At 71.6% G+C, this 25,661-nt stretch carries 20 protein-coding genes, 1 tRNA gene and 1 pseudogene; 12 read left to right on the forward strand and 10 right to left on the reverse strand.

Features of this window, described 5'->3' with window-relative positions; all coding sequences use genetic code 11:
• Nucleotides 1-238: 238 nt before the first annotated feature.
• Nucleotides 239-901 carry a SigE family RNA polymerase sigma factor gene (locus tag IF19_RS0113310; RefSeq protein ID WP_078580534.1) on the forward strand — a complete coding sequence of 221 codons (663 nt, stop codon included), beginning with the start codon at nt 239-241 and terminating at the stop codon, nt 899-901.
• A 155-nt stretch (nt 902-1,056) separates the two neighbouring features.
• Complete coding sequence (locus IF19_RS0113315; RefSeq protein WP_030113388.1) at nt 1,057-2,631, forward strand: hypothetical protein; 1,575 nt, start codon at nt 1,057-1,059, stop codon at nt 2,629-2,631.
• A 753-nt stretch (nt 2,632-3,384) separates the two neighbouring features.
• On the opposite strand, the pseudogene IF19_RS0113320 reads toward IF19_RS0113315, so the two are convergent.
• Nucleotides 3,385-4,242 (reverse strand): annotated as a pseudogene (locus tag IF19_RS0113320) (SURF1 family protein); the annotation flags it as partial.
• Nucleotides 4,243-4,415: 173 nt separating this feature from the next.
• On the reverse strand, nt 4,416-6,242 hold the full coding sequence (locus IF19_RS0113325) for a S9 family peptidase (RefSeq protein WP_030113386.1): 1,827 nt from the start codon (nt 6,240-6,242) through the stop codon (nt 4,416-4,418).
• Between the two features lie 140 nt (nt 6,243-6,382).
• On the opposite strand from IF19_RS0113325, the gene IF19_RS0113330 reads away from it, so the two are divergent.
• Both IF19_RS0113330 and IF19_RS0113335 read left to right on the forward strand, forming a co-directional pair.
• On the forward strand, nt 6,383-7,225 hold the full coding sequence (locus IF19_RS0113330) for a class I SAM-dependent methyltransferase (RefSeq protein WP_030113385.1): 843 nt from the start codon (nt 6,383-6,385) through the stop codon (nt 7,223-7,225).
• 78 nt (nt 7,226-7,303) lie between these two features.
• Nucleotides 7,304-7,735: a nuclear transport factor 2 family protein gene (locus tag IF19_RS0113335; RefSeq protein WP_170757246.1), complete on the forward strand. Its 432-nt coding sequence runs from the start codon at nt 7,304-7,306 to the stop codon at nt 7,733-7,735.
• A gap of 54 nt (nt 7,736-7,789) precedes the next feature.
• Here the strand turns inward: IF19_RS0113335 and IF19_RS0113340 are convergent, their stop codons facing one another.
• A complete protein-coding gene (locus IF19_RS0113340; RefSeq protein ID WP_030113383.1) occupies nt 7,790-8,596 on the reverse strand; it encodes an SGNH/GDSL hydrolase family protein in 807 nt (268 codons plus the stop codon).
• A 552-nt stretch (nt 8,597-9,148) separates the two neighbouring features.
• Between IF19_RS0113340 and metG the strand changes: the two genes are divergently transcribed.
• Nucleotides 9,149-10,870 carry a methionine--tRNA ligase gene (gene metG / locus IF19_RS0113345; RefSeq protein ID WP_030113382.1) on the forward strand — a complete coding sequence of 574 codons (1,722 nt, stop codon included), beginning with the start codon at nt 9,149-9,151 and terminating at the stop codon, nt 10,868-10,870.
• 42 nt (nt 10,871-10,912) lie between these two features.
• Here the strand turns inward: metG and IF19_RS0113350 are convergent, their stop codons facing one another.
• The 3 genes from IF19_RS0113350 to IF19_RS0113360 all read right to left on the reverse strand — a co-directional run bounded on the left by IF19_RS0113350 (nt 10,913) and on the right by IF19_RS0113360 (nt 13,693).
• Complete coding sequence (locus tag IF19_RS0113350; protein ID WP_030113381.1) at nt 10,913-12,313, reverse strand: MGMT family protein; 1,401 nt, start codon at nt 12,311-12,313, stop codon at nt 10,913-10,915.
• Between the two features lie 230 nt (nt 12,314-12,543).
• Nucleotides 12,544-12,617 (reverse strand) — tRNA-Pro (locus tag IF19_RS0113355).
• A 137-nt stretch (nt 12,618-12,754) separates the two neighbouring features.
• The gene (locus tag IF19_RS0113360; protein WP_030113380.1) at nt 12,755-13,693 is read right to left on the reverse strand and encodes a metallophosphoesterase; all 939 of its coding nucleotides are present in this window, start codon (nt 13,691-13,693) and stop codon (nt 12,755-12,757) included.
• Nucleotides 13,694-13,773: 80 nt separating this feature from the next.
• Here IF19_RS0113360 and IF19_RS0113365 point away from each other — a divergent pair, with 80 nt between their 5' ends.
• Entirely contained in the window at nt 13,774-14,238 is a 465-nt protein-coding gene (locus tag IF19_RS0113365; protein ID WP_030113379.1) for a GatB/YqeY domain-containing protein, read from the forward strand.
• Between the two features lie 402 nt (nt 14,239-14,640).
• On the opposite strand, the gene IF19_RS0113370 is transcribed toward IF19_RS0113365, so the two are convergent.
• Nucleotides 14,641-16,896, reverse strand: coding sequence for a transglycosylase domain-containing protein (locus IF19_RS0113370; protein ID WP_030113378.1), 2,256 nt, complete (start codon nt 16,894-16,896; stop codon nt 14,641-14,643).
• Between the two features lie 682 nt (nt 16,897-17,578).
• Between IF19_RS0113370 and IF19_RS0113380 the strand changes: the two genes are divergently transcribed.
• Nucleotides 17,579-17,929 (forward strand): WhiB family transcriptional regulator, encoded by a 351-nt coding sequence (locus tag IF19_RS0113380; protein ID WP_030113377.1) that lies wholly within the window; start codon nt 17,579-17,581, stop codon nt 17,927-17,929.
• Between the two features lie 200 nt (nt 17,930-18,129).
• Here IF19_RS0113380 and bagB read toward each other — a convergent pair whose 3' ends face one another.
• Complete coding sequence (gene bagB, locus IF19_RS0113385) at nt 18,130-19,722, reverse strand: ATPase BagB (protein WP_078580537.1); 1,593 nt, start codon at nt 19,720-19,722, stop codon at nt 18,130-18,132.
• Nucleotides 19,719-20,693: an ATPase BagA gene (bagA, locus tag IF19_RS0113390; RefSeq protein WP_030113374.1), complete on the reverse strand. Its 975-nt coding sequence runs from the start codon at nt 20,691-20,693 to the stop codon at nt 19,719-19,721. The genes bagB and bagA overlap by 4 nt, the downstream gene beginning before the upstream one ends.
• Nucleotides 20,694-20,765: 72 nt before the next feature.
• On the opposite strand from bagA, the gene sp36 reads away from it, so the two are divergent.
• From sp36 to IF19_RS0113410, 4 genes are all read left to right on the forward strand, one after another.
• Nucleotides 20,766-20,924, forward strand: a complete 159-nt coding sequence (gene sp36, locus IF19_RS1000000136985; RefSeq protein ID WP_003967454.1) for a Sp36 family protein — start codon at nt 20,766-20,768, stop codon at nt 20,922-20,924.
• Complete coding sequence (locus IF19_RS0113400; RefSeq protein WP_030113373.1) at nt 20,924-21,394, forward strand: RidA family protein; 471 nt, start codon at nt 20,924-20,926, stop codon at nt 21,392-21,394. The genes sp36 and IF19_RS0113400 overlap by 1 nt, the downstream gene beginning before the upstream one ends.
• Before the next feature lie 263 nt (nt 21,395-21,657).
• Nucleotides 21,658-22,590 carry an NUDIX hydrolase gene (locus tag IF19_RS0113405; protein WP_030276311.1) on the forward strand — a complete coding sequence of 311 codons (933 nt, stop codon included), beginning with the start codon at nt 21,658-21,660 and terminating at the stop codon, nt 22,588-22,590.
• Nucleotides 22,587-23,417 (forward strand): MBL fold metallo-hydrolase, encoded by an 831-nt coding sequence (locus IF19_RS0113410; RefSeq protein ID WP_030113371.1) that lies wholly within the window; start codon nt 22,587-22,589, stop codon nt 23,415-23,417. The genes IF19_RS0113405 and IF19_RS0113410 overlap by 4 nt, the downstream gene beginning before the upstream one ends.
• Before the next feature lie 126 nt (nt 23,418-23,543).
• On the opposite strand, the gene IF19_RS0113415 is transcribed toward IF19_RS0113410, so the two are convergent.
• Nucleotides 23,544-24,218, reverse strand: a complete 675-nt coding sequence (locus IF19_RS0113415) for a Crp/Fnr family transcriptional regulator (RefSeq protein ID WP_003967450.1) — start codon at nt 24,216-24,218, stop codon at nt 23,544-23,546.
• 370 nt (nt 24,219-24,588) lie between these two features.
• Between IF19_RS0113415 and nth the strand changes: the two genes are divergently transcribed.
• A complete protein-coding gene (gene nth / locus IF19_RS0113420; protein WP_229321330.1) occupies nt 24,589-25,560 on the forward strand; it encodes an endonuclease III in 972 nt (323 codons plus the stop codon).
• The last annotated feature ends 101 nt before the right edge of the window (nt 25,561-25,661 follow it).

Raw genomic sequence — 25,661 nt, forward strand, 5'->3', positions numbered from 1 at the left:
GAGAAATTCGCTGGTCTGAACCTCTTGAGCTGGGACGTTGTCGTATCCGACGATGTTCTCCCGGCCCATCTGCAACCGCACCTCGGCCGGGCTGCGTCTATGCGGTCACTTTGTGCATTGCCGGACGCGATGACGGGGCATTTGGGGAAGAGCAGGTACGTATGAGGGCATGTCGCACAGCGTCGAACGTGGCGTGGTCCGCGTACAACCCTGACGGGGGGCAGCGTGTCCAACTGGCGTGGCAGAGGTTCTCGACATCACAGTGGTGGGCCCGTTGCGCGGCGCTTCGGTGCGTCCGCTCCGGCGGCCCCGCGCGCCCGGCGGCATGCCGGTGATCGCGCCCATGCCCGCCGCACGCCCGGCATCGTTGCCCTCGCAGCGCGGGAGTGCTGAGGAGGCGGTGGCAGCCGGAACCACGGTCGACCATCTCACCGAGACCTACCGCGCCCACTACCGCTCCCTGCTCGGCCTCGCTGCCCTGCTGCTGGACGACACCGCTTCCTGCGAGGACGTGGTGCAGGAGGCGTTCATCCGCGTCCACTCCGCGCGCACCCGGGTGCGCGAACCGGAGAAGACCCTCGCGTACCTGCGCCAGACCGTCGTCAACCTGTCGCGTTCGGCCCTGCGCCGCCGCATCCTCGGGCTGAAGCTGCTCTCCAAGCCGATGCCGGACATGGCGAGCGCGGAGGAGGGCGCGTACGACCAGCTGGAGCGGGACGCGCTGATCAAGGCCATGAAGGGGCTGCAGCGTCGCCAGCGCGAGGTGCTGGTGCTGCGCTACTTCGCGGACATGACGGAGGCGCAGGTCGCCGAGGTGCTGGGCATCTCGCTGGGGTCGGTGAAGGCGTACGGTTCCCGGGGCATCGCGGCCCTGCGCGTGGTGATGGAGGCCCAGACGTGACCGGGCCGGAGCGATGCCACGGACCGGATCCCGAGGGCTCCGGAAGCACCGGGGGCCGCAGTGCTTCCGAGCGGCACGTCGCCTCCGGGGGCCGTGGCGCTTCTGAGAGCCCCGAGCAGCACAGGCACGAGAACGACCCGACGGGAAACGGAATTGTGAACCACGGGCCGGAGAAGACTCCGCACACCGATCCCGACCACCCGCACGAGGGAAGCGCGGCACCCGACCCGGCCGTGGCGCCGGAACCGGAATCGCCCGCCCGCCCGGTCGGAGACGCGGTGGACGGCCCGGGAGAGCCCGACGAGGAGGACCCCGAGGAACGCGGTCCGGCCGCACGCCCCGCACCCGCCGAGGACGCCGAACACCAGCACCCGGGCACGCCCACCGACACGGAGGCCCGGAAGCCGGTCCCGACCGCTGGCGCGGAAGCCCCGCAGCCGGGCGCGGAAGATCCGGCCCCGAACACGGGCGCGGAAGATTCGAGCGCGGGCCCGAGCACGGAGGACCGCAAGACGGCCCCGAGCGCGGTCCCTACCGTCGGCGCGGAAGACCGGAAGCCGGTCCCGAGCGCTGACAAGGCAGACCGGAAGCCGGTCCCGGGTACGGCCCCGACTGCCGGCGCGGAAGACCCGAAGCCGGGTGCGCCCGCCGGTGGCGACGGCGAGGACGCCCTCCTCGCCACCCTGACCAGCATCTTCGCGGCCGAGCAGAGCACCGGCCCCTCTGCCGCCCCCCGTGAACTGGACGAGGTCGCCCTGCGCGGCATGCTGCAGGGCGCGGTACGGGATCTCAGGCCCGCCGACGGAGTCCTCGACCATCTCCACCGTGCGGTCCCCGCCCGCCGGGCCAGGCGGCGGCAGGCCGTCGTGGGAACGGCCGCGGCGGCGTTGCTGATCGGTACCGCCGTCCCCGCCTTCGTCCACGTCGCGACCTCGAACGACGCGTCCACCGCACGGCCCGCCATCGCCGGGCACGGCGAGCAGGCCCAGGGCGGCAACGGCGACGGGGCCGCCCCCGACGCCCCCGACCTGCAGACCGCGGAGCCCACCGACCGCCGGAGCGAGGGCGTCACCGGCGAGGCCGACCCGGACCCCAGCCCCACCAAGGGCGAGGGCGGCGACCCCGACGGTACGGCGACGGCGAAGCAGCCCGACCCCTCCGCCGTGGACTACGCGATGCTTCCGGTCTGCGACCCGGGCCAGCTCGGCGTGGCCTCCGCCGGAACGGGCGCCCCCGGGGCCGACGGCACGGTCTACGGCAGCTTCAAGATCGCCAATGTGTCCGGCAAGGACTGCACCGTCAGCAGCAACGGCACGGTGGGCTTCACCGCCCTCGGCGCGGCGGACCCGCTCAAAATCGGCGTGGTCCAGCACGCGGCGGGCGACGCGGCCCCCGGCCTGCCCGATCCCTCGCAGGAGCCGGGCACGGTGGTGCTGAAGCCGACCATGGCGTACGAGGTGCGCTTCGCCTGGGTGCCGGCCGACACCTGTCCCACAGCGGGCCCGTCCCCGAGCCCGACCCCGTCGGCGGACGGCGCGGGCGGCTCGGTCGGCGACGGTACGGACCAGTCCGGCACGGCGGCCCAGTCGCTGACCGAGGGCGGCGGTACGGCGGAGGGCAGCATCGCCGTGACACACACCCCGGAGGCGGGCGCTCCCACGGCGGAGACGAAGATCCCCAACGCCTGCTCGGGCACCATCTACCGCACAGGCGTCCTCGCCACGTCCTGACCACCCCCAGCCACCACCCGACACGGGCATGCCGGCCGGACCACCGGACACGGCCGGGGCACACCGCCGGGCCCGGACGCGCCGGACCGCAGGGTCCGGGGAGGCCACGCACGACCGGGTACGGAACGGGTCGGACCGGACAGCCGGGTACGGGCGGGCCGGATCACCCGGCACGGCCGGGGTGCACCGGTCGGCCCGGACGCGGCCCATCGCCCGGGTACGGACGTGCCGGACCACCGAGTACGGACGTGCCGGACCAACGGGCACAGGCGGGGTGCACGACCGGGTACAGACGTGCCGAACCACTCGGCACGGACGGGGCGGACCACCCGGCGCTGCCAGGGCACACCGGTCAGGCGACACGGCCCATCGCCCCACGCGGACCGAGCGGGCCGCCGAGTCTCGACCAAGGCGCACTGGGCCCACCGGTCGGCCGGGCCTCTCGACGGATCATTGCGCCGCCCCGCGGCAGGGTGCGGTCAGGAGGTGAGCCGACGCGCGTCAGCCCTCGAAGGCCAGACCTCGAGCCGGCTTACGGGCGAGTCAGCGGCCCGAGCCGGCTTCCGCGGCCCGCACGTCTCCGGCGACCCCTGAACCCTGCGAGCCCACCGCGTCCTGCGAGCCGGCCGGGGTCTGCGAGCCCACCGGGTCCCGCGAGCCGGCCGGGGCCTCCGAGCCCACCGGGCCGACATCCGCGCCGTCCGACCCCGCCTCGGAGCCCCCCGCTCCGGCTTCCAGCCTGTCTGCCCCGGTCTCCGAGCCTTCCGGCCCGGCCGCCCCGCTCGACTCCTCCGCCCCGGCCGCCCCGGCCCCTGACTCCTCCGACCCGGCTTCGGCCCCGTCCGGGACGAGGCCGAGCGCGACGTCACGCGCGGCCTCGGCCTCCCTCCGCACCAGCCGGAACCACATGAAGAGCACGAACCCCGCGAAGACGAACCACTCGCCCGTGTACCCCAGGTTCTGGAACGCCTTCAGGTCGAGCCCGCTGCCCTCCGGAGCCGCCGCCGGCACCGGCTTCATCGCCCCGCCCGTACCACCCGCCTCGGGCTTCGGGAGGGTCACCCAGGCGTCGTAGACGTCGTACGGCACGAGGTTCACCAAGGTCGCGGCGCTGATCATGCCGAGCTGCCCCCCGGGGAGCCCGCCCCGGACGTCGACCCCCTTGCTGCGGGCGTTCTCGGATGCCTGGAGGTCGCCGGTCACCGTGACCTCGCCCCGAGGTGCTGCGGGCACCTTGGCGTCGCTCGCGGATCCGGGCAGCCAGCCCCGTACCACCGGCAGAGCCTTGCCGCTGTCCGTACGCAGCATGTTCAGGACGTAGAAGCCCTGGCGGTCGTCCAGTTCACGGCCGGGGACCAGGAACTGGTCGGCGTACGTGCCGGTGGCGACCGCCGGGCGGCCCGACGTCACCTTGTCGACGGGCAGCAGCTCGTCCAGCGGCTTGGCGGCCCGGGTGCTGGGGTCGGGCTGCTTCTCCGCCTGCTCGTGCGACTGCACGCGGTCCTCGAAGCGGCCGAGCTGCCAGGTGCCCATGAACACGCAGAACGGGATGGCCAGCACGACGAAGAGGTTGATCCCCCACCATCGCGGGGTCAGCAGGAACCGGTACACCCCTCCAAGGTACGGTTCCCCGCACCGCCCACCCGGAGCGGGGTCCGCCCTTTATCCGCCTCTTACGCATCCCCCGCCCGGGGCCGACGCCCCGCCGAACGATCCCCGCGCCCGGTCTCCGAGGCCCCACGCCGCCGCCCGGGCTCAGGGCCCGGGGTGCGGGCCCCGCGGGGTCAGCGCCCCGCCGTACCGGCCACCGCGCCCCCTCCCAGGTGCTTCAGGGCGAACTCCAGCTCCAGCCGCACCTGCTTGATCCGCTCCTCCACCACGAGCGAACCGTGCCCCGCGTCGTACCGGTACACCTCGTGGACCGCGTCACGCGCCGCCAGCCGGTCCACGTAGTTCTCCACCTGACGGATGGGGCAGCGAGGATCGTTGACGCCCGCCGAGATGTAGACCGGAGCCCGTACCGCGTCGACGTACGTCAGCGGGGACGATGCCTCGAAGCGCTCGGGAACCTCCTCCGGCGTACCGCCCAGCAGCGTGCGGTCCATCGCCTTCAGGGCCTCCATCTCGTCGTGGTAGGCCGTGACGTAGTCCGCGACCGGCACAGCGGCCAGCCCCAGCGCCCAGGAGTCCGGCTGGGTGCCGAGCCCGAGCAGGGTGAGATAGCCGCCCCACGAGCCGCCCGCCAGGACCAGCCGCTCCGGGTCCGCGAGTCCGGACGCCACCGACCACTCCCGTACGGCCGCGATGTCCTCCAGCTCGATCAGGCCGACGCGGTGCTTCAACGCGTCCGTCCAGGCGCGGCCGTACCCGGTGGACCCCCGGTAGTTGACCCGCACGACCGCGAAACCGTGATCCACCCAGGCGGCCGGGCCGGAGGCGAAGGCATCGCTGTCGTGCCAGGTCGGCCCGCCGTGGATCTCGAAGACCGTGGGGAACGGTCCCTCTCCGGACGGCGGCCGCTGCACGAGGGCGTGGATGCGGCCGCCCGGCCCGTCCACCCACACGTCCTCCACGGGCACGGACGGCGGGGCCTTCGCGCCGGGCGGGTCCAGGACCACCGCGCCGCTCGTGGACCGTACGACCGGCGGCTGGGCGGCTGACGACCACAGGTACTCCACCGTGCCGTCCGGGCGGGCCGTGGCGCTCGACACCGTACCGGCGGGGGTCTCCACGCGGACCGGTTCCGCGGCCCCCGGCTCGTACCGCCACAGCTCACTGCGGGCCTCGAACTCGTGCTCGATGAGCAGTGCGGAGCCGTCCGGATACCACTCGGCCCCCACGTCGCCCGGCAGGTCGACCGGCAGCGCGGTCTCCGTGCCCGCGACCGGGTCCCAGATCATCGGCTCCCAGCGCCCCCGCCGCTGGTGTCCGACGAGGAGCCGGGTGTCGCCGGCCACCGGGGCGAATCCCAGCACGGTGAGACCCAGCTCCTTTGTGCCGCCCTCGGTGTCGTCCAGCTCGGCCACCGTGGAACCGTCCGGGCGCACCACCCGCAGCGCGGAGTGCATCGCGTCACCGTGCTCGGTGTGCTCCAGTGCGATCAGGGTGGAGTCGTGGGAGAGGTCCCCGACCCCGGCGGACTCCCGGTGGCGGTAGATCTCCACGGGTGCGCCGCCCGGCTCGCGTACCAGGTGGACCGTCGTGCCGTCCTCGTCCGTCGAGCGTCCGATCACCGCCGAACCGTCCCGCCCGAGAGCCAGACCCGCCGGGTAGGAAGGGGCCAGCCCCGGCACGGCCGGCTCGTCCTCCCCGCCGTGGAACGGCTGGCGCATCCAGACCCCGAACTCGTCGCCGTCGGTGTCGCTGAACCACCAGATCGCCTCCCCGTCCGGCGTCAGCACCCCGTCCGTGGTCCCGTTGGGCCGGTCGGTCACCTGGCGTTGGTGCCCGCTCGCGCGGTCCCACGCGTACAGCTCATAGGTCCCGGTGGCGTTCGACACGAAGAGCGAGCGGTCGGGGGCCTCCTCGGCCCAGTCGGGCAGGGACACCCGGGGCGCGCGGAACCGCTGCTCCCACTCCGGCGTGGTCGAGGCGTTCTGTGATTCGCTCATGCCTCCATCCAACCCGATCGGTCGGCTGTGCGGGGGACCTGTGGATAACCTCTCGGCCCTCCCCGTCACCGGTCAGCTGATATCCCACGCCTGTGGATAACCGGTGGCCCGTTCTCCGACCCCGTGGGTAGCTTCGACCCATGTACTCCCCGACTCCTGACGACTGGCGCGATGCCAACCGTGCGCGCTGGGACGAGCGTGTGCCGATCCACGTGGCGAGTGACTTCTACGACCTGGACGCGTTCCGGTCGGGCCGGGACGCGCTGCGCGCCTTCGAGCTGGCCGAGGTCGGCGACGTGACGGGCAGGACGCTGCTGCACCTCCAGTGCCACATTGGCATGGACACCCTGTCTTGGGCGAGACACGGCGCGAGGCAGGTCGTGGGCCTCGACTTCTCGGAGCCCGCCGTGGAGACCGCCCGATCCCTGGCGGACGAGCTGGGGCTGGGCCCGGACCGCGCGGCATTCGTCACCGCCGACGTGTACGACGCCCCGTCCGCCGTTCCCGACTCCGCCTACGACATCGTCTACACGGGCCTCGGTGCGCTGAACTGGCTTCCGGACATCGACCGTTGGGCCGAGACAGCCGCCTCGCTGGTCGCTCCGGGCGGCTTCCTCTACCTCGCGGAGTTCCATCCGCTGACCGACACGATGGACGCCAAGACCGGCTCCGTGGTCACCGACGACTATTTCAGCCGTGACGCCTGGGTGGACGAGACGCCGGGCACGTACGCCGACTTCGACGCGCCGACGGTCCACAACCGGAGCGTCGAGTGGCAGCATCCGGTGGGCCGGGTGGTCACCGCGCTCGCCGCCGCCGGCCTGCGGATCGAGTTCCTCCACGAGCACGATTCCTCGCTCTTCCAGCGGTTCGATGCGCTGGAGCGCCACCCGGACGGCCACTACCGCTATCCGGCGGGCCGTCCCCGCATCCCGCTGATGTACTCGATCAAGGCGTCACGGCCTGCGGAGCCGGGGAGATAGGCGAGGGCGGGGCCCGGCCCGCCGCGCTCCGCCCGCCGATTGTCAGTGGTGGGGGCCACACTCGTCCCCATGACCGAGATGACGGGAAGCAGCGCCCCGGGGGCGACGACGGCGGCGCTGCGCGGGGCGGTGGAGGCGTACTGGGCGGCGGCCGAGGCGCGCGACTGGGACGCGTTCGGAGCGACTCTGGCCGAGGGCGTGGTGTACGAACTGCCGCAGACACGGGAGCGGATCAGCGGCAGGGACCGGTACGTGCGCTTCAACCGGGAGTATCCGGGTGACTGGCACGTCCGGGTCGAGCGGATCGTCGCCGACGCCGAGGGCCTCCAGGCCGCCGCCAGGACGGGATTCACCGTGACGGGAGAACAGGAGGAAGAGGAGGCGGCGGACTTGGACGCCATCCATTTCTTCACATTCGATGAGAACGGGCTGATCACCGGGGTGACGGACTTCTGGCCCGAGTCGTACGAGCCGCCGGCCGGCCGGGAGCACCTGGTGGAGCGCTACTGACGAAGGCGGCCCACCGGTCGCCCGGTGAACCGCCCTCTTCGCGTGTGCTCGGTGCTACACCGCCGAGCGGAAGGCGGGCAGGTATCCGCCCGACTGCCCTGCCGCCTTGGGGTGGTACGAGTTGTAGACCGGGACCGTGACGCTGTGCAGCCAGGCGTCGCCCGAGCAGAGCTCATGCCCGGTGAACTCGTCCACCACGCTGGAGAAGGTGAACCCGGCGTCGGCGGACCGCTTGGCGATGACGCCGTTCAGCACGTCCGAGGCGTTGTTGATCGCGGCCCGTTCGGCCTCGGTGAGCCCGGCGACGCAGCTGCCGGACAGCTGGTAGAAGCGGGGGTAGCCGAGGACCACGACCTGGGCCTGCGGGGCGCGGGCCCGAATGCCGTCGTAGAGCGCGTCGAGGCTGCCGGGCAGGGAGTTGTTCATCTGCGTCACGGCGCTGTCGACGCTGCTGATGCAGGCGGCCTCGCTGCCGAGGACGCAGTCCTGCATGACGTCGGCGAACCCGACGTCGTTGCCTCCGGCGGTGACGCTGACCAGCGAGGTGGACCCGTTGAGCACGCCGAGCTGGCTGCTCGCCACGGACGAGGTCGTCGCTCCCGAGCAGGCGACGAAGTCGAAGGAGGCCGGGGAGTTCGCCGCCTGCCACAGGTAGGGGTAGGCGTTGGTGCTGCGCCGGCAGTCACCGCTGTCGGACAGGTAGTCCCCGGCGCCGACGCCCGAGGAGTAGGAGTCGCCGAGCGCGACATAGCCGCCCGCTGCGGCGGAGTCGTTCGCGGCGGCCGGCCCGGCGACGCCGAGAGCGGCTGCCGCGGCCAGGGCGAAGGTGATGAGGGAAGCCCGGATTCTGCGTACGGACATGGCTGCAGGCCCTTCGAGGTGTGGGGGGATGAGGGGGCGAGCCGTGAGGGGAAGGGGAGTTGGGGGGAGCGATGCAGTTTCTAGCAGCTCGCGGTACCAGCGGGTAATGCCCCTGCGAGAAGTCGTCTGATATGCCCGAATGATCGTTCGGTGCCCCGGGCTCCGCGCGTAGATAAACCCTCAACTGCGTTACCATGCAGGCAAGTTCGAGAAAATCCCGTGGGTATCGGCGCGGGTCGGTAGCCGCGTATCGCGACCCGGACGGGGGAGCGCGGCCTGCGACGGTGGACGCCGGATTCATCCGAACGGCTCAACTCGTGCCGCGCGACGGCGAAAGGAAGGAGGGGCGGGGCGCGGGAACGGCGACGCAGCCCACGGGCCCACGGGTGACGGAGGGTAAACGGCTCGCCGCCGCAGGGGGGAGGTGCCCTACGATTGCCGCATTCCGCGGTTGCACGCCCATACAAGGCTGCCGACGACCGCACACCACCGACCGGCCCCGTCACGGCACGGCCACCGGCCCCGTACACGTACGAAGAGGAGCATCCGAGGATGGCTCGACACCTGGTAACCAGCGCGCTTCCCTACATCAACGGGATCAAGCACCTGGGCAACATGGTCGGGTCGATGCTTCCGGCGGACGTGTACTCCCGGTACCTCCGCCTGCGCGGCCACGACGTCCTGTACATCTGCGCGACCGACGAGCACGGGACGCCGGCCGAGCTGGCGGCCAAGGCGGCCGGCACGTCGGTGGCGGAGTTCTGCGCGCAGGCCCACAACGCGCAGAAGGCCGTCTACGACGGTTTCGAGCTGGCCTTCGACCACTTCGGCCGCAGCTCCTCGCACCAGAACGTCGAGATCACGCAGCACTTCGCGCGCAAGCTGTGGAAGAACGGCTTCATCGAGGAGCGGGCGATCAGCCAGGTGTACTCCCCGGTCGACGGCCGCTTCCTCCCCGACCGCTATGTCGAGGGCACCTGTCCGCACTGTGGCTACGACAAGGCGCGCGGCGACCAGTGCGAGAACTGCACCCGGGTCCTCGACCCGACCGACCTGCTGGACCCGCGCTCGGCGATCAGCGGCTCCACGGAACTCGAGATCCGGGAGACCAAGCACCTCTTCCTGCTCCAGTCGAAGCTCCAGCACGAGGTCGAGGCATGGGTGGCCCGGCACGAGGCCGACTGGCCGCAACTGTCGTCCTCCATCGCCCGCAAGTGGCTGACCGAGGGCCTGCACGACCGGGCGATCACCCGCGACCTGGACTGGGGCGTGCCGGTCCCGGCGGACACCTGGCCGGAGCTGGCGGCCGAGGGCAAGGTCTTCTACGTCTGGTTCGACGCCCCGATCGAGTACATCGGCGCGACGAAGGAGTGGGCGGACGCCGCCCCGGACGGTGAGACGCGCGACTGGAAGTCCTGGTGGTACGAGGCCGACGACACCGTCCGCTACACCCAGTTCATGGCGAAGGACAACGTCCCGTTCCACACGGTGATGTTCCCCGCCACCGAGCTGGGCGTGCGCGAACCGTGGAAGAAGGTCGACGTCGTCAAGGGCTTCAACTGGCTGACGTACTACGGCGGCAAGTTCTCCACCTCCCAGAAGCGGGGCATCTTCACCGACGCCGCGCTGGAGACACTCCCGGCCGACTACTGGCGCTACTTCCTGATCGCCAATGCCCCCGAGTCCGACGACTCCTCCTTCACCTGGGAGCACTTCGCCGCCACGGTCAACAAGGACCTGGCCGACACCCTCGGCAACTTCGTCAACCGCGTCCTGTCCTTCTCCCGCAAGCGCTTCGGCGACGAGGTCCCCGCAGGCGCGGCGGCCGACGAGGCGGAGACGAAGCTCGGCGAGGAGATCGTGCGGCTGCTGGCCGAGTACGAGGAGCACATGGACGCTCTCCAGTACCGCAAGGCCGGCGCCGCGCTGCGTGCCCTGTGGTCGGCGGGCAACTCCTACCTGGAGGAGAAGGCCCCCTGGCTGGAGATCAAGACCGACCCGGACGGCGCGGCCCTGACCCTGCGCACGGCGATGAACCTCATCCACCTCTACTCGGTCGTCTCCGAGCCGTTCATCCCGGCCTCGGCCGCCGCCATGCGCGGGGCCTTCGCCCTGGAGAACGACACCGCGACCTGGGTGACCGCCGAGCAGACGAAGTCCCTGGACGCTGTCCCGGCCGGCACGCCGTTCACCGTGCCGCCGGTGCTCTTCGCAAAGATCACGGAGGAGGACCTGGAGTCCTACCGCGAGCGCTTCGGCGGCGCTGACGCCTGAGCCAGGGACCGGTCACGATGGGCTGAGGGCTTCGAAGGGCTCTCAGCCGTCGAGGAGGTGTCGGAGCTCGTCCTGGCGCAGGCGCTGGTCCGGGTCGGCGGTGTCCCCATCGAAGCGCACGCCTTCCCTGATCAGGAGGGATGCGGCGGTGTCCGTACGCGAGGGGTCGGGCCACTGGAAGCCGGGGCTGACCTTCCCGGCGGCCGTGAGGACGCGCCAGGGGTTGGGGCATCGACCGCAGGTGCCGAGGTGCTGACCTATGGGGACGGCATGGCTCCCGACCGCCGCCGCCAGGTCGCCGTAGGTGGTCCATCGCCCAGCCGGGACACCGCTCAGCAGAGTGTGCAGCCCGGTCCAGTCCTTGCGAGTGCCGCTGAGCTGCCTGGCCAGCCCGGTGAGGTCGGACCCTGCCAGCGTGGCCCATGCGTCGGGGTCGACGTCGGCGGGCACATGGGCGGTGTCCACGTCCCACCACGTCGTTCCCTGTATGCCGTCGGCGGTGCGTCCGGTCACGCTCGTAAAGATGTGGTTGGCCAGCCCGGTAGGGGAGTAGGAGGCTCCGTCCGCGTCCCAGACCAGTGGCTTGGCGGTGTCATTGGTCCAGGTGGCGGCTGCCCGGCCGGTGTCCTGCGCCACCCACGCCCGGATCTCGGCGCGGATCGCTTCCGTCACACCGTGGCGCGGTGTCATTAGCAGCCTCGTCCCATCAGGCAACAGGCCCGCGCCGACAAGCACGTGGACGGCGTTGCGTGAACGCGAGCGTTCCTGCAGCTTCTTGGCCGCCGCCTCGCCTTCGACCCGGGTCGGGGTGAGCGTGAACTCCTCGACCTCCGGGGTCGGATAGACCTTGGTGAACCCGGCGACGATATGCCCTTCCACCCGCCACAGGCCGACCTGGACGAGGTCGATGTCGATGCCCATCTCCGAAAGCCAGACTACGGAGTGGGTGACCTGCTTGGGGAAGTCGGCGGCGATGATCACCTGCCGGGGCCGCTGAAGCAACGCCGGGCTCCACTCCCCGTCTACGTGGTCGAGCAGCCGCTGCCTGCACGCGCCGATGTCGAGGGTCTGCCCCCTGCGCGACAGGAAGTCGCGGTGTGCCTGGGTGAGGGTGTCGAGGTCGAAGCGGGACACCAGGGCGGCGTAGGTGATCGCCTGGAGGTGCACGTCCCGGTCGGCTGTCCCCCGCTTCAGCTCGACCACGACGAGGCGCCCTGTCGCATCCAACCCGAGCACGTCCAGCCGGTCGCGGGCCGGCACTCCGTCGGTGTCGGCCCACCGGTCGTACTCCGCGGTGATCACGAGCACTGACTCCCCGAGCACCTGGGGATGGGCGATCACCCATTCCTGGAGGTGCTGCCGCTCCAGCAGGCTCTCGGCGGCGAGCCCGGTGCGCGATATCGGCGTGGCCGTCCGGCCGTCCACGGTGAAGAGATGATCCACGATGCCCCCTCGTGCGCCCGGCGCGGTGCGTCGGACGCCCAGAGCGTACGCGGGCGGGGTCCCTCTACGAGGGCTATCTCGCCGAATCGTCGAAACGCCGAACTGCTTCGGGAGCCAACGGGGAGCCGGATTCCGAGATCGGCTCCCAAACGGCTCCCAAGCCGCCCCGGAAACCGCTCAGGGGCCTGATCCACTAAGTGGATCAGGCCCCTGACCTGGTATTTCGGCTGTCGGGGTGGCGGGATTTGAACCCACGACCTCTTCGTCCCGAACGAAGCGCGCTGCCAAGCTGCGCTACACCCCGATGTCCACCGGACTCCCGGCGACATCGATAACTCTAGCCCACCTGTCGCCGGAGGCGAAATCCGCTTTCTTCTGGGCTCGCGTCCGCCCGGTGCCGGGGGCCGACGGGAGATCGGCCGCCGGGCCGGCCGGCGGGGCTCAGGTCTTCGGTGCCAGGGTCAGCAGGGTCGCCTCCGGGGGGCAGGCGAAGCGGACCGGGGTGTAGCGGTTGGTGCCGCAGCCCGCGGAGACGTGGAGGTAGGCGCGGCGGTCGCCGACCGTGTGGCTCGACAGGCCCTTCACCCGGTCCGTGTCCAGGTCGCAGTTGGTGACCAGGGCTCCGTAGAAGGGGATGCACAGCTGGCCGCCGTGCGTGTGGCCCGCCAGGATCAGGGGGTAGCCGTCGGCGGTGAAGGCGTCCAGGGAGCGCAGGTACGGGGCGTGGACCACGCCGATGGAGAGGTCGGCGCCGGACTCGGGGCCGCCCTCGACCTCGGCGTACCGGTCCCGCTTGATGTGCGGGTCGTCCAAGCCGGTGAAGGCCAGTTCCATGCCGTCGAGCTTCAGTCGGCCCCGGGTGTTCGTCAGGTTCAGCCAGCCCGCCTCGTCGAAGGCGTCGCGCATCGGCTCCCACGGGTTGTGGACGACGCCGACCGCGGGGGCGTTGCCGTTCAGGCCGTGCTTGCCCTGGACCTTCTCCAGCAGATAGCGGGCCGGGTTGCGCAGCTTCGGGCCGTAGTAGTCGTTGGAACCGAAGACGTACACCCCCGGGAACTCCATCAGCGGGCCCAGGGCGTCGAGCAGCTCCGGCACCGCGTCCGGGTCCGAGAGGTTGTCGCCGGTGTTCACCACGAAGTCGGGGCGCAGCCCGGCGAGCGACTGCAGCCACGCGCGCTTCTTGCGCTGACCGCTCACCATGTGGATGTCGGAGACCTGGAGCACGCGCAGCGGGCGTGCCCCATGCGGGAGCACCGGGACGGTGATCCGTCGCAGGCGGAACGAGCGGGCCTCGAACCCGGCGGCGTAGGCCAGTCCGGCGGCGCCCACCGCCGCGCCGACTGCCGTGACTTTCAGGGGTACTCCGTAGCGTGCGCGCATGTGTCCATCGTCGCAGACCGGGCCGGGCCGCCCGGAAAACCGGTGGGCGGCACCGGGCCCGTACCTGTCACAATCACGGCATGACCACGCTCAAGTCCAAGCTCAAGGAAGACCTCCACGCCGCCATGAAGGCGCGCGACGAGCTGACCTCGTCCACCCTTCGGCTCACCCTCACCGCGATCACGAAGGAAGAGGTCAGCGGCACGTCGGCGCGCGAGCTCTCCGACGACGAGGTGCAGAAGGTGATCGCCAAGGAGGCGAAGAAGCGCCGAGAGGCGGCGGAGGCGTTCGCCCAGGGCGGTCGGACCGAGCAGGCCGAGCGGGAGAAGGCGGAGGGCCAGATCCTCGACGGTTACCTCCCCAAGCAGCTCACCGACGACGAGCTGCACGCGATCGTGGCGTCCGCCGTCGAGGAGGCGAAGGCCGCCGGGGCCGAGGGGCCGCGTGCGATGGGCGCCGTCATGAAGATCGTCAACCTCAAGGTCGCCGGGCTCGCCGAGGGCGGCCGGGTCGCCGCCGCGGTGAAGCAGCGCCTCGCCGGCTGAGCCGACACTGCGGGCCCCGGCCGACGCCGCGAGCCTCGGCCGAGCTGAGCTCCGGTCGGGCTGAGCCCCGGCCGAGCTGGGCCCCGGCCGAGCGAGCACACCGTGGGCCCACGGCCGAGCGGGCATGGGGAAGCGTCCCAGTCGAGCGGGCACGGGGAAGCGCGCCGACCCGGCACAGCGAACGGAAAGCGCGCCGGAGCCGCCGAGCGGGCACGGGGAAGCGTCCCAGCCGAGCGGCTACGGGGAAGCGCGCCGACCCGGCACACCGAACGGAAAACGCGCCGGAGCCGCAGGGCACAGCAAGCGGGAAGCGCGCCGACCCGGGCACAGCAAAGGGGTGGGCGCCCCGGTCCGTCACGACCGGGGCGCCCACCCCTTTCCGCTTCCGTGCTTCCCCGCCGGTCAGGGGCCCTCGCGGCCGCCGCCCCGGCCCGGGCCGCCGATCATGCCGTCCGGGAGCTGGATGTCGGGGAACCGGTTGCCGCCGCCGGGCTTGCGGTCCTCGCGGCCCCCGTCCCCGTCACCATCCCCGTCCTCGTTGCCGCGGCCGCGGTCCCGGTCGCCCTTCTCCCCGTCCCCCTTCTCCTTGCCGCGAGGCACGGAGACGGTGTTGAACCCGGGGGTCTCGGAGGCGTCCAGCGCCCCGGTCATCGCGATGCGCCAGATCGGGCCGGGCAGGCAGCCGCCGCAGACCTTGTCGTAGTACTGGCCACCGATGGTGACGCCGAACATCGAGCTCTTCTCGCCGATGTCGTCGCCGACCCACACCGCGGTGGAGAGGTTCGGGGTGTACCCGACGAACCAGGCGTCCTTGCGGTCGTTCGTCGTACCGGTCTTGCCCGCGTTGTCCCGGTCGCTGAGTCCGGCCTGCGTACCGGTGCCGTCCTCCACCACGCCCTTGAGCATCTGGTTGATGGTGTCCGCGGTCTTCTCGCTCATCGCCCGCGAGCAGGACGTCTTCGGCACCCGGAGCTTCTTGCCCTGCGGGTCCTTGATGGACGCGATGGCGACCGGCGTGCAGTAGGTGCCCCGGTTGGCGAACGCGGCGTACGCGCCGGCCATGGAGAGCGGGGTGCTCACCTCGCCGCCGAGGGTGATCGAGGGGTACTCCCCGATCTTCTTGCCGTCACCGCGTTCGTAGCCGAGTTTCTTGGCCATCTCGACGGTCTCGCAGAGGCCGGCCTTCTGCTCCAGCATCGCGAAGTAGGTGTTGATGGACTTGCCGAGCGCGCTGGTCATGTCCCAGCTGCCCTTCTCGGACTCCAGCTCGTTCTGGAGCTTCCAGGGCGCGTGGCCCGCCGGGGCGCCGGAACAGTTTCGGAAGTCGCGCTCCTCCAGCGTCATCTTCCAGTCCGAGGAGAACGACGTCTCCGGGCCGATGCCCTTCTCCAGCGCCGCCGCGGCGGTGAACGGCTTGAACGTCGAGCCGACCTGGAAGCCGTAGGTGCTGCCGCCCATCTTGTTGCTGACGGAGAGGTTCAGCACGGTCTCGTTCTGCTTCTGGTCCAGGCCGTACGGGCGGGACTGGCCCATCGAGAGGATCTTGCCGCTGCCCGGCTGGACCTGCACCACGGACGCCGCGAACTTGTCGTCCTTGTTGACCTTCGCGGTGGCCGCCTCGTTCGCCGCCTGCTGGGCGCGCGGGTCCAGCGTGGTCCGGATGGTCAGACCGCCGAGGTTCCAGAGCTTGGCCCGGTCCTCCTCGGTCTTGCCGAACACGGGGTCGGTGAGGATCGTCTTGCGTACGTAGTCGCAGAAGAAGCCGGAGCCGCTGACGGCGGTGATGCAGCCGTTCTTCGGGCGGGACACCTTCAGCTTGATGGGCGTCTCCATGGCCTTGTCGGCCTCGGCCTGGGAAATGCTGTCGACCGCGGCCATCCGCGCCAGCACGGTGTTGCGGCGCTTGGTCGCCTCCTCCGTGTCGTTGACGGGGTCGTAGCGGCTCGGCGACTGGACGATGCCGGCGAGCAGCGCGGCCTCTTCCAGCTTGAGGTCCTTGGCGTGCTTGGAGAAGTAGCGCTGGGACGCGGCCTCGATGCCGTACGCCTGCTGCCCGAAGAACGTGATGTTGAGGTAGTTCTCCAGGATCTTCTTCTTGCCGAGCTCCTCCTCGACCTGGATCGCGTACTTCAGCTCGCGGACCTTGCGGCCGAGCGTCTGCTGCGTGGCCTCAGCGACCTTCTCCGGGTCGTCGCCCGCCTCCTCGACGAAGACGTTCTTCACGTACTGCTGGGTGAGGGTCGACGCGCCCTGCGCGGTCCCGCCCGCCTGTACGTTCCGGTTCATCGCGCGCAGGATGCCCTTGAGGTCCACCGCGCCGTGCTCGTAGAAGCGGGAGTCCTCGATCGCGATGATCGCGGACTGCATGTACGGCGAGATCTCCTTGAGCGGGACGACCGTGCGGTCCCGGGAGTACACCGTGGCGATGGTGCCGCCGTCGCGGTCCTGGATCGTGGTCCGCTGGCTGAGCGGCGGAGTCTTGAGGTTGGAGGGGATCTCGTCGAAGCCTTCGACCGTCCCCTTCGCGGCGAGCCCCAGCGCTCCGGCTGCTGGCAGCGCGATGCCTGCCAGTACAGCTCCGGAGAGCGCGGCGACACCGAGGAACTTGGCGGCCTGCTGGGTCGTGGTGAGACCCCCGCCCGAGCGCTTTTTTGGCATGGGGGCAGCCTAACCAGTTGTGATGAACGTTTCGTAGGAGCAAGGGCCCATCGGAGCGTTCGCGTACCAGACCGTGACATCCGAGTGGGCCGGTCGGCCGATCGGCCCGCTGTCGGCCGTCTGTCGGCGGGGTCTTCTCGCCCGTCTCGCCCTGACCTGTTCCGGGGAATCGACGGTCACCTCTGCGACCACTTCCGCGCACCCGCGTCATCGGGAAGCGCCGGACGTGCGGGCAAGCGGGCGTGCGGCGGCTACCTTCCCATTCGCCGGACAGGCGGGCAGGCGTTGGCCTAAGCTGCTCTCAACTGTCACAGCAGTCCGGTTGCGTAGCAAGTCCCCTGCCACCCCATGCGCATCTTCTGGTCATTCTTCGTCTGACCGATGAACAACCGCATCGCCCTTCATCCCGACAACGAGGCGCTCCCGAAATCGCCTTGTATGTCGGGAGAAGTCCCTTGCGATTCATGTGCACTGTCCATTTTTCGCAGGGATAGTCGCGCATGTCCTCCGCTCACTCCCCTGGGTGATCTGCCGCATACGCATAGTCCGTTCGGACCATTCAAGATTGGGCCCGAAGGGGGTGTTGTGCTGTCCCGGCCTTCCGTAACGTCCACGACTGGCAGCGGTGAATATGCCGCTGCCGCCGTGGGGGAGCCTCGATTCGGGAGAGGACGGCGCCGGCATGGGCTGGGTAACCGACTGGAGTGCGCAGGCAGCCTGCCGCACTACCGATCCGGATGAACTGTTCGTACAAGGGGCAGCGCAGAACAGAGCCAAGGCGGTGTGCACCGGATGCCCGGTGCGGACCGAGTGCCTGGCCGACGCGCTGGACAATCGCGTCGAGTTCGGCGTGTGGGGCGGCATGACGGAGCGGGAACGCCGTGCGCTGCTGCGCCGCCGGCCGACCGTCACGTCCTGGCGCCGACTGCTGGAGACCGCGCGCAGCGAGTACGAGCGGTCGACCGGCATCCTGCCCGGAGTCATCGGGCTGGAGGACGAGGAGCTGCACGAGACGTACGCCGCGGCGGGGTAGGCGCAGGCTGCCGACGGGAGCACGGGTGGGCGCGGACCGTCGGCGAGCGGCGGACCGCCGGGAAGAGCACGGATACGGGTAGGCGCGGGCGCCGCCGCCGAGTCCGGTCCGCACGCGGGCCGCGCACCGACGGCGCGCCGGGCCCCGTCCATGCCAGGGCGCGCCGGAGCGCCGTCCATGTCCGGGCGGGCCGTTGGCCGTTACGCCGCTCCGGCCGGGGCCGGTGCGGAACCGCCCGCGAGACGGTGGCCGATGGCCCGGAGGCCGTCCAGATCGTGTACGTCGCCGGGCAGCGCCGCCACGGCCGTCACCGCCACCTCGGGGTGGAGCGCGGTGAACTGGTCGCGGGTGCGTTCCTCGCGGGCGACGACCTGCATACGCTCGGCGTGCAGGCGCAGCAGACCCGCCGTCAGTTCCTCGATGCCGATGACCTCGGCCGCCGCGTCCGTGCCGGACGTCGGCTCATCCGCTCCGGGCGCGGCCTCGGTCACGTCGGACGCGTCCGGTACGCCGTCGTTGTCGTGGGGTTCATCGCTCGCGCCGCCCACCGTGTCGGGCGCGTCCGTCGTCGTTGCGTCTGTCGTGTCCTGGTGGTCGGCTGCGGGCTCGGGCCCGGACGCCTGCCCGGCGGCCTCGGGGGAGAGGGGCGGCTCGGTCGGTCCGGATGCGGTGAGGGCCGGGTCGGGGGCTTCCCGGTCACCAAGGCCAGCTTTCCCGGCCTCCTGATCCACAATGCGGGCGTCGTCAAGATTTTCCGCGGCCGTCAACGCCTGCTCCGCCGAGAGCCGCGCGGCCTCGCTGCCGTGCACGCGGTTGAGGACCAGACCCGCCAGCGGCATGTCCTCGGCGGCCAGCCGCTCCACGAAGTAGGCGGCCTCGCGCAGCGCGTCCCGCTCCGGCGTCGCCACCACGAGGAAGGCCGTGCCGGGCGCCTGGAGCAGCTTGTACGTGGCGTCCGCGCGGCTGCGGAAGCCGCCGAACATGGTGTCCATCGCGGCGACGAACGTCTGGACGTCCCGCAGGAACTGACCGCCCAGCAGCTTTCCGAGCGTGCCGCTCATCATCGACATGCCGACGTTCAGGAACTTCATCCCGGCCCGGCCGCCCACCTTCGCCGGCGCCATCAGCAAGCGGATGAACTTGCCGTCCAGGAAGGACCCCAGCCGCTTCGGCGCGTCCAGGAAATCCAGCGCGGAGCGCGAGGGCGGGGTGTCGACGATGATCAGGTCCCACTCGTCGCGCGCCCGCAGCTGCCCGAGTTTCTCCATCGCCATGTACTCCTGCGTACCGGCGAACCCGGCCGACAGGGACTGGTAGAAGGGGTTCTCCAGGATGGCCTTCGCCCGCTCGGCGTCCGCGTGCGCCTCGACGGTCTCGTCGAAGGTCCGCTTCATGTCGAGCATCATCGCGTGCAGTTCGCCCTCGCCCGTGATGCCGTCGACCTGCCGGGGGACGTTGTCCAGCTGGTCGATGCCCATGGACTGGGCGAGCCGGCGGGCCGGGTCGATGGTGAGGACGACGGCCTTCCGGCCGCGCTCGGCGGCCCGTACACCGAGGGCGGCGGCCGTCGTGGTCTTGCCGACCCCGCCGGAGCCGCAGCAGACGACGATCCGGATGCCCGGGTCGTCCAGCAGCGCGTCGACGTCGAGGGAGGTGCCGGTGTCCGGGGCCGTGCCGTGGCCCGCGGCCTTACCGGAAGGGCCCGCTCCGTAAGCCGTAGCCGCGTCCCTGTCTCTGTCCTCGTCCCTGTCCGTGGTCGTTCCCGTCCCCGCGCCCGACGTGTCCGCGCTCATGCGTCCCCCTCCTGCCCCGCGCCCTGCTTGCGGAGCTCCGTGGCCAGGTCGTGCAGCGCGGCGAGGTCCACCCCGTCGCCCATCAGGGGCAGCTCGGCCGTCGGCAGGCCCAGCCCGGCCAGGACCGCGCGCTGCTCCCGCTCCAGACCGACCCGCTCGGCGTGCTCGGCCGCCTGCTCGACCAGGGGGCGTACGAGAGCGGCGGAACCGGTCACTCCGGCCCGGGTCAGCGCCTTGGCGATCTCCTTGCGGCGGCCGCCGGCGGCGGTGCGCAGGGCGTCCTCGTCCAGCAGATGCGGGCGGACCATGTTCACGAAGACGCTGCCCACGGGCAGTTCGGCGGCGCGCAGCTCGGCGATGCCGTCCGCGGTCTCCTGGACCGGCATCTCCTCCAGGAGCGTGACCAGGTGGACCGCGGTCTGCGGCGACTTCAGGACCCGCATCACCGCCTGCGCCTGGTTGTGTATCGGGCCGATCTTCGCCAGCCCGGCCACCTCGTCGTTGACGTTGAGGAAGCGGGTGATCCGGCCGGTCGGCGGGGCGTCCATGATCACGTGGTCGTAGACGAACCGGCCCTGCTTGTCCTTGCGGCGTACGGCTTCGCACGCCTTGCCGGTCAGCAGCACGTCCCGCACACCGGGCGCGATGGTGGTGGCGAAGTCGATCGCGCCGAGCTTCTTGAGGGCCCGGCCGGCGCCGCCGAGCCTGTAGAACATCTGGAGGTAGTCGAGGAGCGCGAGCTCGGCGTCGATCGCCAGCGCGTACACCTCGCCACCGCCCGGCGCGACGGCGATCTTGCGCTCCTCGTAGGGAAGCGCGTCGGAACCGAAGAGCTGGGCGATGCCCTGCCTGCCCTCGACCTCGACGAGGAGGGTGCGCCTGCCCTCGGTCGCGAGGGCGAGCGCGAGGGCGGCGGCGACCGTGGTCTTACCGGTACCGCCCTTGCCGCTGACGACCTGGAACCTGCTCACGTATTCGAGCCTAACCAGTCAGGCCCCGGCCTACGCACGGGACCGTACGTGCCAGGCGTTACAGTCGGGCCCATGACCAAGTGGGAATACGCGACCGTGCCCCTTCTCGTGCACGCGACCAAGCAGATTCTGGACACCTGGGGCGAGGACGGCTGGGAGCTGGTCCAGGTCGTTCCCGGCCCGAACAACCCCGAGCAGCTCGTGGCCTACCTGAAGCGGGAGAAGGCGTAGTGGCGGGCGCCGTCGAATCGCGCCTCGCCGAACTGGGCCTGACCCTGCCCGCCGTCGTACCGCCGCTGGCCTCGTACCAGCCGGCCGTGCGGTCCGGGGTGTACGTGTACACCTCGGGCCAGCTCCCGATGGTGGACGGCAAGCTCGCCGTCACCGGCAAGGTCGGCGCCGAGGTCACGCCGGACGAGGCGAAGGAGCTCGCGAAGACGTGCGCGCTCAACGCCCTGGCCGCCGTGAAGTCGGTCGCCGGCGACCTGGACCGGATCAAGCGCGTCGTGAAGGTCGTGGGCTTCGTCGCCTCGGCCTCCGACTTCACCGGCCAGCCCGCCGTGATCAACGGAGCCAGCGAGCTGCTGGGCGAGGTCCTGGGCGACAAGGGCGTGCACGCCCGGAGCGCCGTGGGCGTCGCCGTGCTGCCGCTGGACGCCCCGGTCGAGGTCGAGGTCCAGGTGGAGCTCGTCGAGGGCTGAGCCCTTCCGGCCGCACGGCTGCGGGAGCCTGGACGAGGCGTCGGCGGTCACCGCGGTCGAGGAGCCTCCCCGCCCGTACGACCGCCTTCACACGGCTTTCCCGTCCCCGCGGCCTGCTGTCCGTGCGGCCTCCGCCGTCCAGCCCTTCCGATCCCGCCCGGTCCCGCGACCGGGCGGGATCGCGTGTGTACGGGGCATGTCGGGGCGCTGTGACGTTCCGGGAGACTCTCGAACATCGGCGCGGTTCCGGATAGCCTCCGGCCATGTCCCAAGGTCAGTGGTACCCCCCGGAATGGCCCGACCGGATCAGGGCCCTCGCCGCCGGTGAGCTGACGGCCGCCGCCCCTCGGCGGGCCGCCACCGTGATGCTGCTGCGCGACCCGGGCACGGAGAGCGGCGCGGCAGGCGGTGTGCCGGGCGATGTGACCGGCGGTGTGACCGGCCCCCTCGTGCACATGCTGCGGCGGCGGACCTCCATGGCGTTCGCCGGAGGCGCGTACGCCTATCCGGGTGGCGGGGTCGATCCGCGCGACGACGACCGGCTGATCGGGTGGGCCGGGCCCCCGTTGGAGCAGTGGGCCGCCCGGCTCGGCGTGGCGACGGTCACCGAGGCGCAGGCCGTCGTCTGCGCGGCGGTGCGCGAGACGTTCGAGGAGGCGGGCGTCCTGCTCGCCGGGCCGACCGCCGGGTCCGTCGTCGGCGACACGACCGGGGACGACTGGGAGGCCGACCGGGAGGCGCTGGTCGCCCGGGACCTGTCGTTCGCCGAGTTCTTGGATCGGCGCGGTCTGGTGCTGCGCTCGGACCTGCTGGGCGCCTGGGCGCGGTGGATCACCCCGGAGTTCGAACCGCGCCGGTACGACACCTGGTTCTTCGTCGCCGCGCTCCCCGAGGGGCAGCGCACCCGGGACGTATCCACCGAGGCCGACCGTACGGAGTGGATCGCCCCCGCCGAGGCCGCCCGCCGCTACGACGCGGGCGAGCTGCTGATGATGCCGCCCACCGTGACCACGCTGCGGGCCCTCACGCCGTACGGGACGGCCGCCGAGGCGCTCGGGGCCGCCGAGGACCAGGACATGACGCCGGTCCTGGCCCAGGCCCGGCTGGAGGGCGACGAGCTCGTGCTGAGCTGGCCGGGTCACGACGAGTTCACCAAGCACGTGCCCGCCGCGGGCGCCGGGGGTGGTGGGGCATGACCGATGCGGCAGCGCTGCCCGGACAGCCGCGCGGAACCGTCCACTCCGGTCCCGCGACCGCCCGTACGGTCAACGTCCTCGCGCCCAACCCGTCCGCGATGACGCTGGACGGCACGAACACCTGGATCGTGGCCGAGCCCGACTCCGCCTTCGCCGTCGTGATCGATCCCGGGCCGCTCGACGACGTACACCTGAGGGCCGTGATCGACGCGGTGGAGCGGGGCGGGCGGCGCGTGGGGCTGACGCTGCTCACCCACGGGCACCCCGACCACGCGGAGGGCGCAGGCCGGTTCGCGGAGCTGACGGGGACGAAGGTGCGGGCCCTGGACGCGGCGCTCCGGCTGGGCGACGAGGGCCTGGCGGCGGGTGACGTGATCACGACGGGCGGCCTGGAGCTGCGGGTGGTGCCGACGCCGGGGCACACCGCGGACTCGCTCTCGTTCCATCTGCCCGCCGACCGGGCGGTGCTGACGGGCGACACGATCCTCGGGCGCGGTACGACGGTGGTCGCGCACCCGGACGGGCGGCTCGGCGACTACCTGGACTCGCTGCGGCGGCTGCGCTCGCTGACCGTCGACGACGGCGTCCACACGGTGCTGCCGGGCCACGGGCCGGTCCTGGAGGACGCGCAGGGGGCGGTGGAGTTCTACCTGGCCCACCGCGCGCACCGGCTGGCCCAGGTGGAGACGGCGGTGGAGGCCGGGCACCGTACGCCGTCGGAGGTGGTGGCGGCGGTCTACGCCGACGTGGACCGCTCCCTGTGGCCGGCCGCCGAACTGTCGGTACGGGCACAGCTGGAGTACCTCGCCGGACACGGGCTCATCTAGAAGCGCCCCGGGCGTGGAACGGGGAGGGCCCCGCCGACGGACGTACGGTACGTACTCCGGTCGGCGGGGCCCTCCCGTCGGGTCTCACATCACGCGCACCGCTGCGGATACCGCGGGGACCGGGGGTCAGCGCGAACGCTTCGCCAGCCGCTCCACGTCCAGCAGGATGACCGCACGGGCCTCCAGACGGAGCCAGCCGCGGCCCGCGAAGTCCGCCAGCGCCTTGTTGACCGTCTCGCGGGAGGCGCCGACCAGCTGGGCCAGCTCCTCCTGGGTGAGGTCGTGCACGACGTGGATGCCTTCCTCGGACTGCACGCCGAAGCGGCGCGACAGGTCCAGGAGGGCGCGGGCGACACGGCCGGGCACGTCGGAGAAGACCAGGTCGGACATCTGGTCGTTGGTCTTGCGCAGGCGCCGGGCGACCGCGCGCAGCAGGGCGGTGGCCACCTCGGGCCGGGCGTTCAGCCAGGGCTGCAGGTCGCCGTGGCCGAGGCCGAGCAGCTTGACCTCGGTCAGCGCGGAGGCGGTCGCCGTACGGGGGCCCGGGTCGAAGAGCGACAGCTCGCCGATCAGCTCGCCGGGGCCGAGCACGGCCAGCATGTTCTCGCGCCCGTCGGGCGAGGTGCGGTGGAGCTTCACCTTGCCCTCGGTGACCACGTACAGGCGGTCACCCTGGTCGCCCTCGTGGAACAGCGCGTCTCCGCGGGCGAGGGTCACCTCACTCATCGAGGCGCGGAGCTCCGCGGCCTGCTCGTCATCGAGCGCCGCGAAAAGCGGGGCGCGCCGCAGAACGTCGTCCACGAGTTCTCTCCTTGTCGGCCTGTTCCGGAAACCGTGGTCCCCATCATGCCGGACGGTAAAACAGTGCGATCAATCACAAACCAGTTTGACGCACGGGCGGGGCGGAACCTACGGCAGGGGTCCGATCGGGGGCGGAAACACCAGGACAGCCGTGGTTGTCCGTGCCTGGCTCTAGGCTGGCCGGGTGTCCAGAATGCCGCGGAGTACACGGGCCGAGAGGGCCGACGTGGCTCCGGAGGGCCCCGGTTCCGCTGTGGGCGAACAGACCCGGCCGCGCCCGAGGATTGCCGCGAATGGCTCCCCGGAAGGGGCACAGGATTCCTCCGGAGAGCCGGATAAGCCGCTCCGGAAGACGGCCAGGAGGTCCGCAGTGTCATCGTCGAAGTCCGGTTCGTCCGGCACCACCGGCAAACCCGCCGCCAAGGCTGCCGCGACCGGAGCGAAGGCCCCCGCCGGGACCGGCGGCCCGGCCAAGACCCGAGGTCCCGCCAAGACCGGTGGCTCGGCCAGGACCGGCAGCTCGGCCAAGGCGGGCGGCCCCGCCAGGGCCGGTGGCCGTGCCAAGGCGTCCGCCAAGCCCGAGTCGCACCTCGCGATGGTCCGCCGGGCGCGCCGGATCAACCGCGAGCTCGCCGAGGTCTATCCGTACGCCCACCCCGAGCTCGACTTCCGCAACCCCTTCGAGCTCCTCTGCGCCACGGTCCTCTCCGCCCAGACCACCGACCTCAGGGTCAACCAGACCACTCCCGCGCTGTTCGCCGCCTACCCGACGCCCGAGGACATGGCGGCGGCCGTGCCGGAGGAGATGGAGGAGCTGATCCGGCCGACGGGCTTCTTCCGGGCCAAGACCAAGTCGCTGCTGGGCCTCTCGGCCGCCCTGCGGGACGAGTTCGGCGGCGAGGTTCCCGGCCGTCTCGACGATCTCGTCAAGCTGCCCGGCGTCGGCCGCAAGACCGCCAACGTCGTCCTCGGCAACGCCTTCGGCGTCCCCGGCATCACCGTCGACACGCACTTCGGCCGCTTGGTGCGGCGCTGGAAATGGACGGACGAGGAGGACCCGGTGAAGGTCGAGGCGGTGGTCGCGGACATCTTCCCGAAGAGCGAGTGGACCATGCTCTCGCACCGCGTCATCTTCCACGGCCGCCGCGTCTGCCACGCCCGCAAGCCCGCCTGCGGGGCCTGCCCCATCGCCCCGCTCTGCCCGTCGTACGGGGAGGGCGAGACCGATCCGGAGAAGGCCCGGAAGCTCCTGAAGTACGAGATGGGCGGTCAGCCGGGCCAGCGGCTCAGCCCGCCCGCCGACTACCCGGGCAAGCCCGCGCCCGCGCTGGGGGCCGGGTGAGGGGAGGGGAGAGGCCGGCGCCCCCGGCGGCGGATGTTCACTCCTCAGGGCGGAACGGCCCGGAACGAAATGGCCGATGACACGCGTTGTGAATCGACGGG

The organism is Streptomyces californicus (assembly GCF_000717645.1).
GTDB lineage: Bacteria > Actinomycetota > Actinomycetes > Streptomycetales > Streptomycetaceae > Streptomyces > Streptomyces californicus.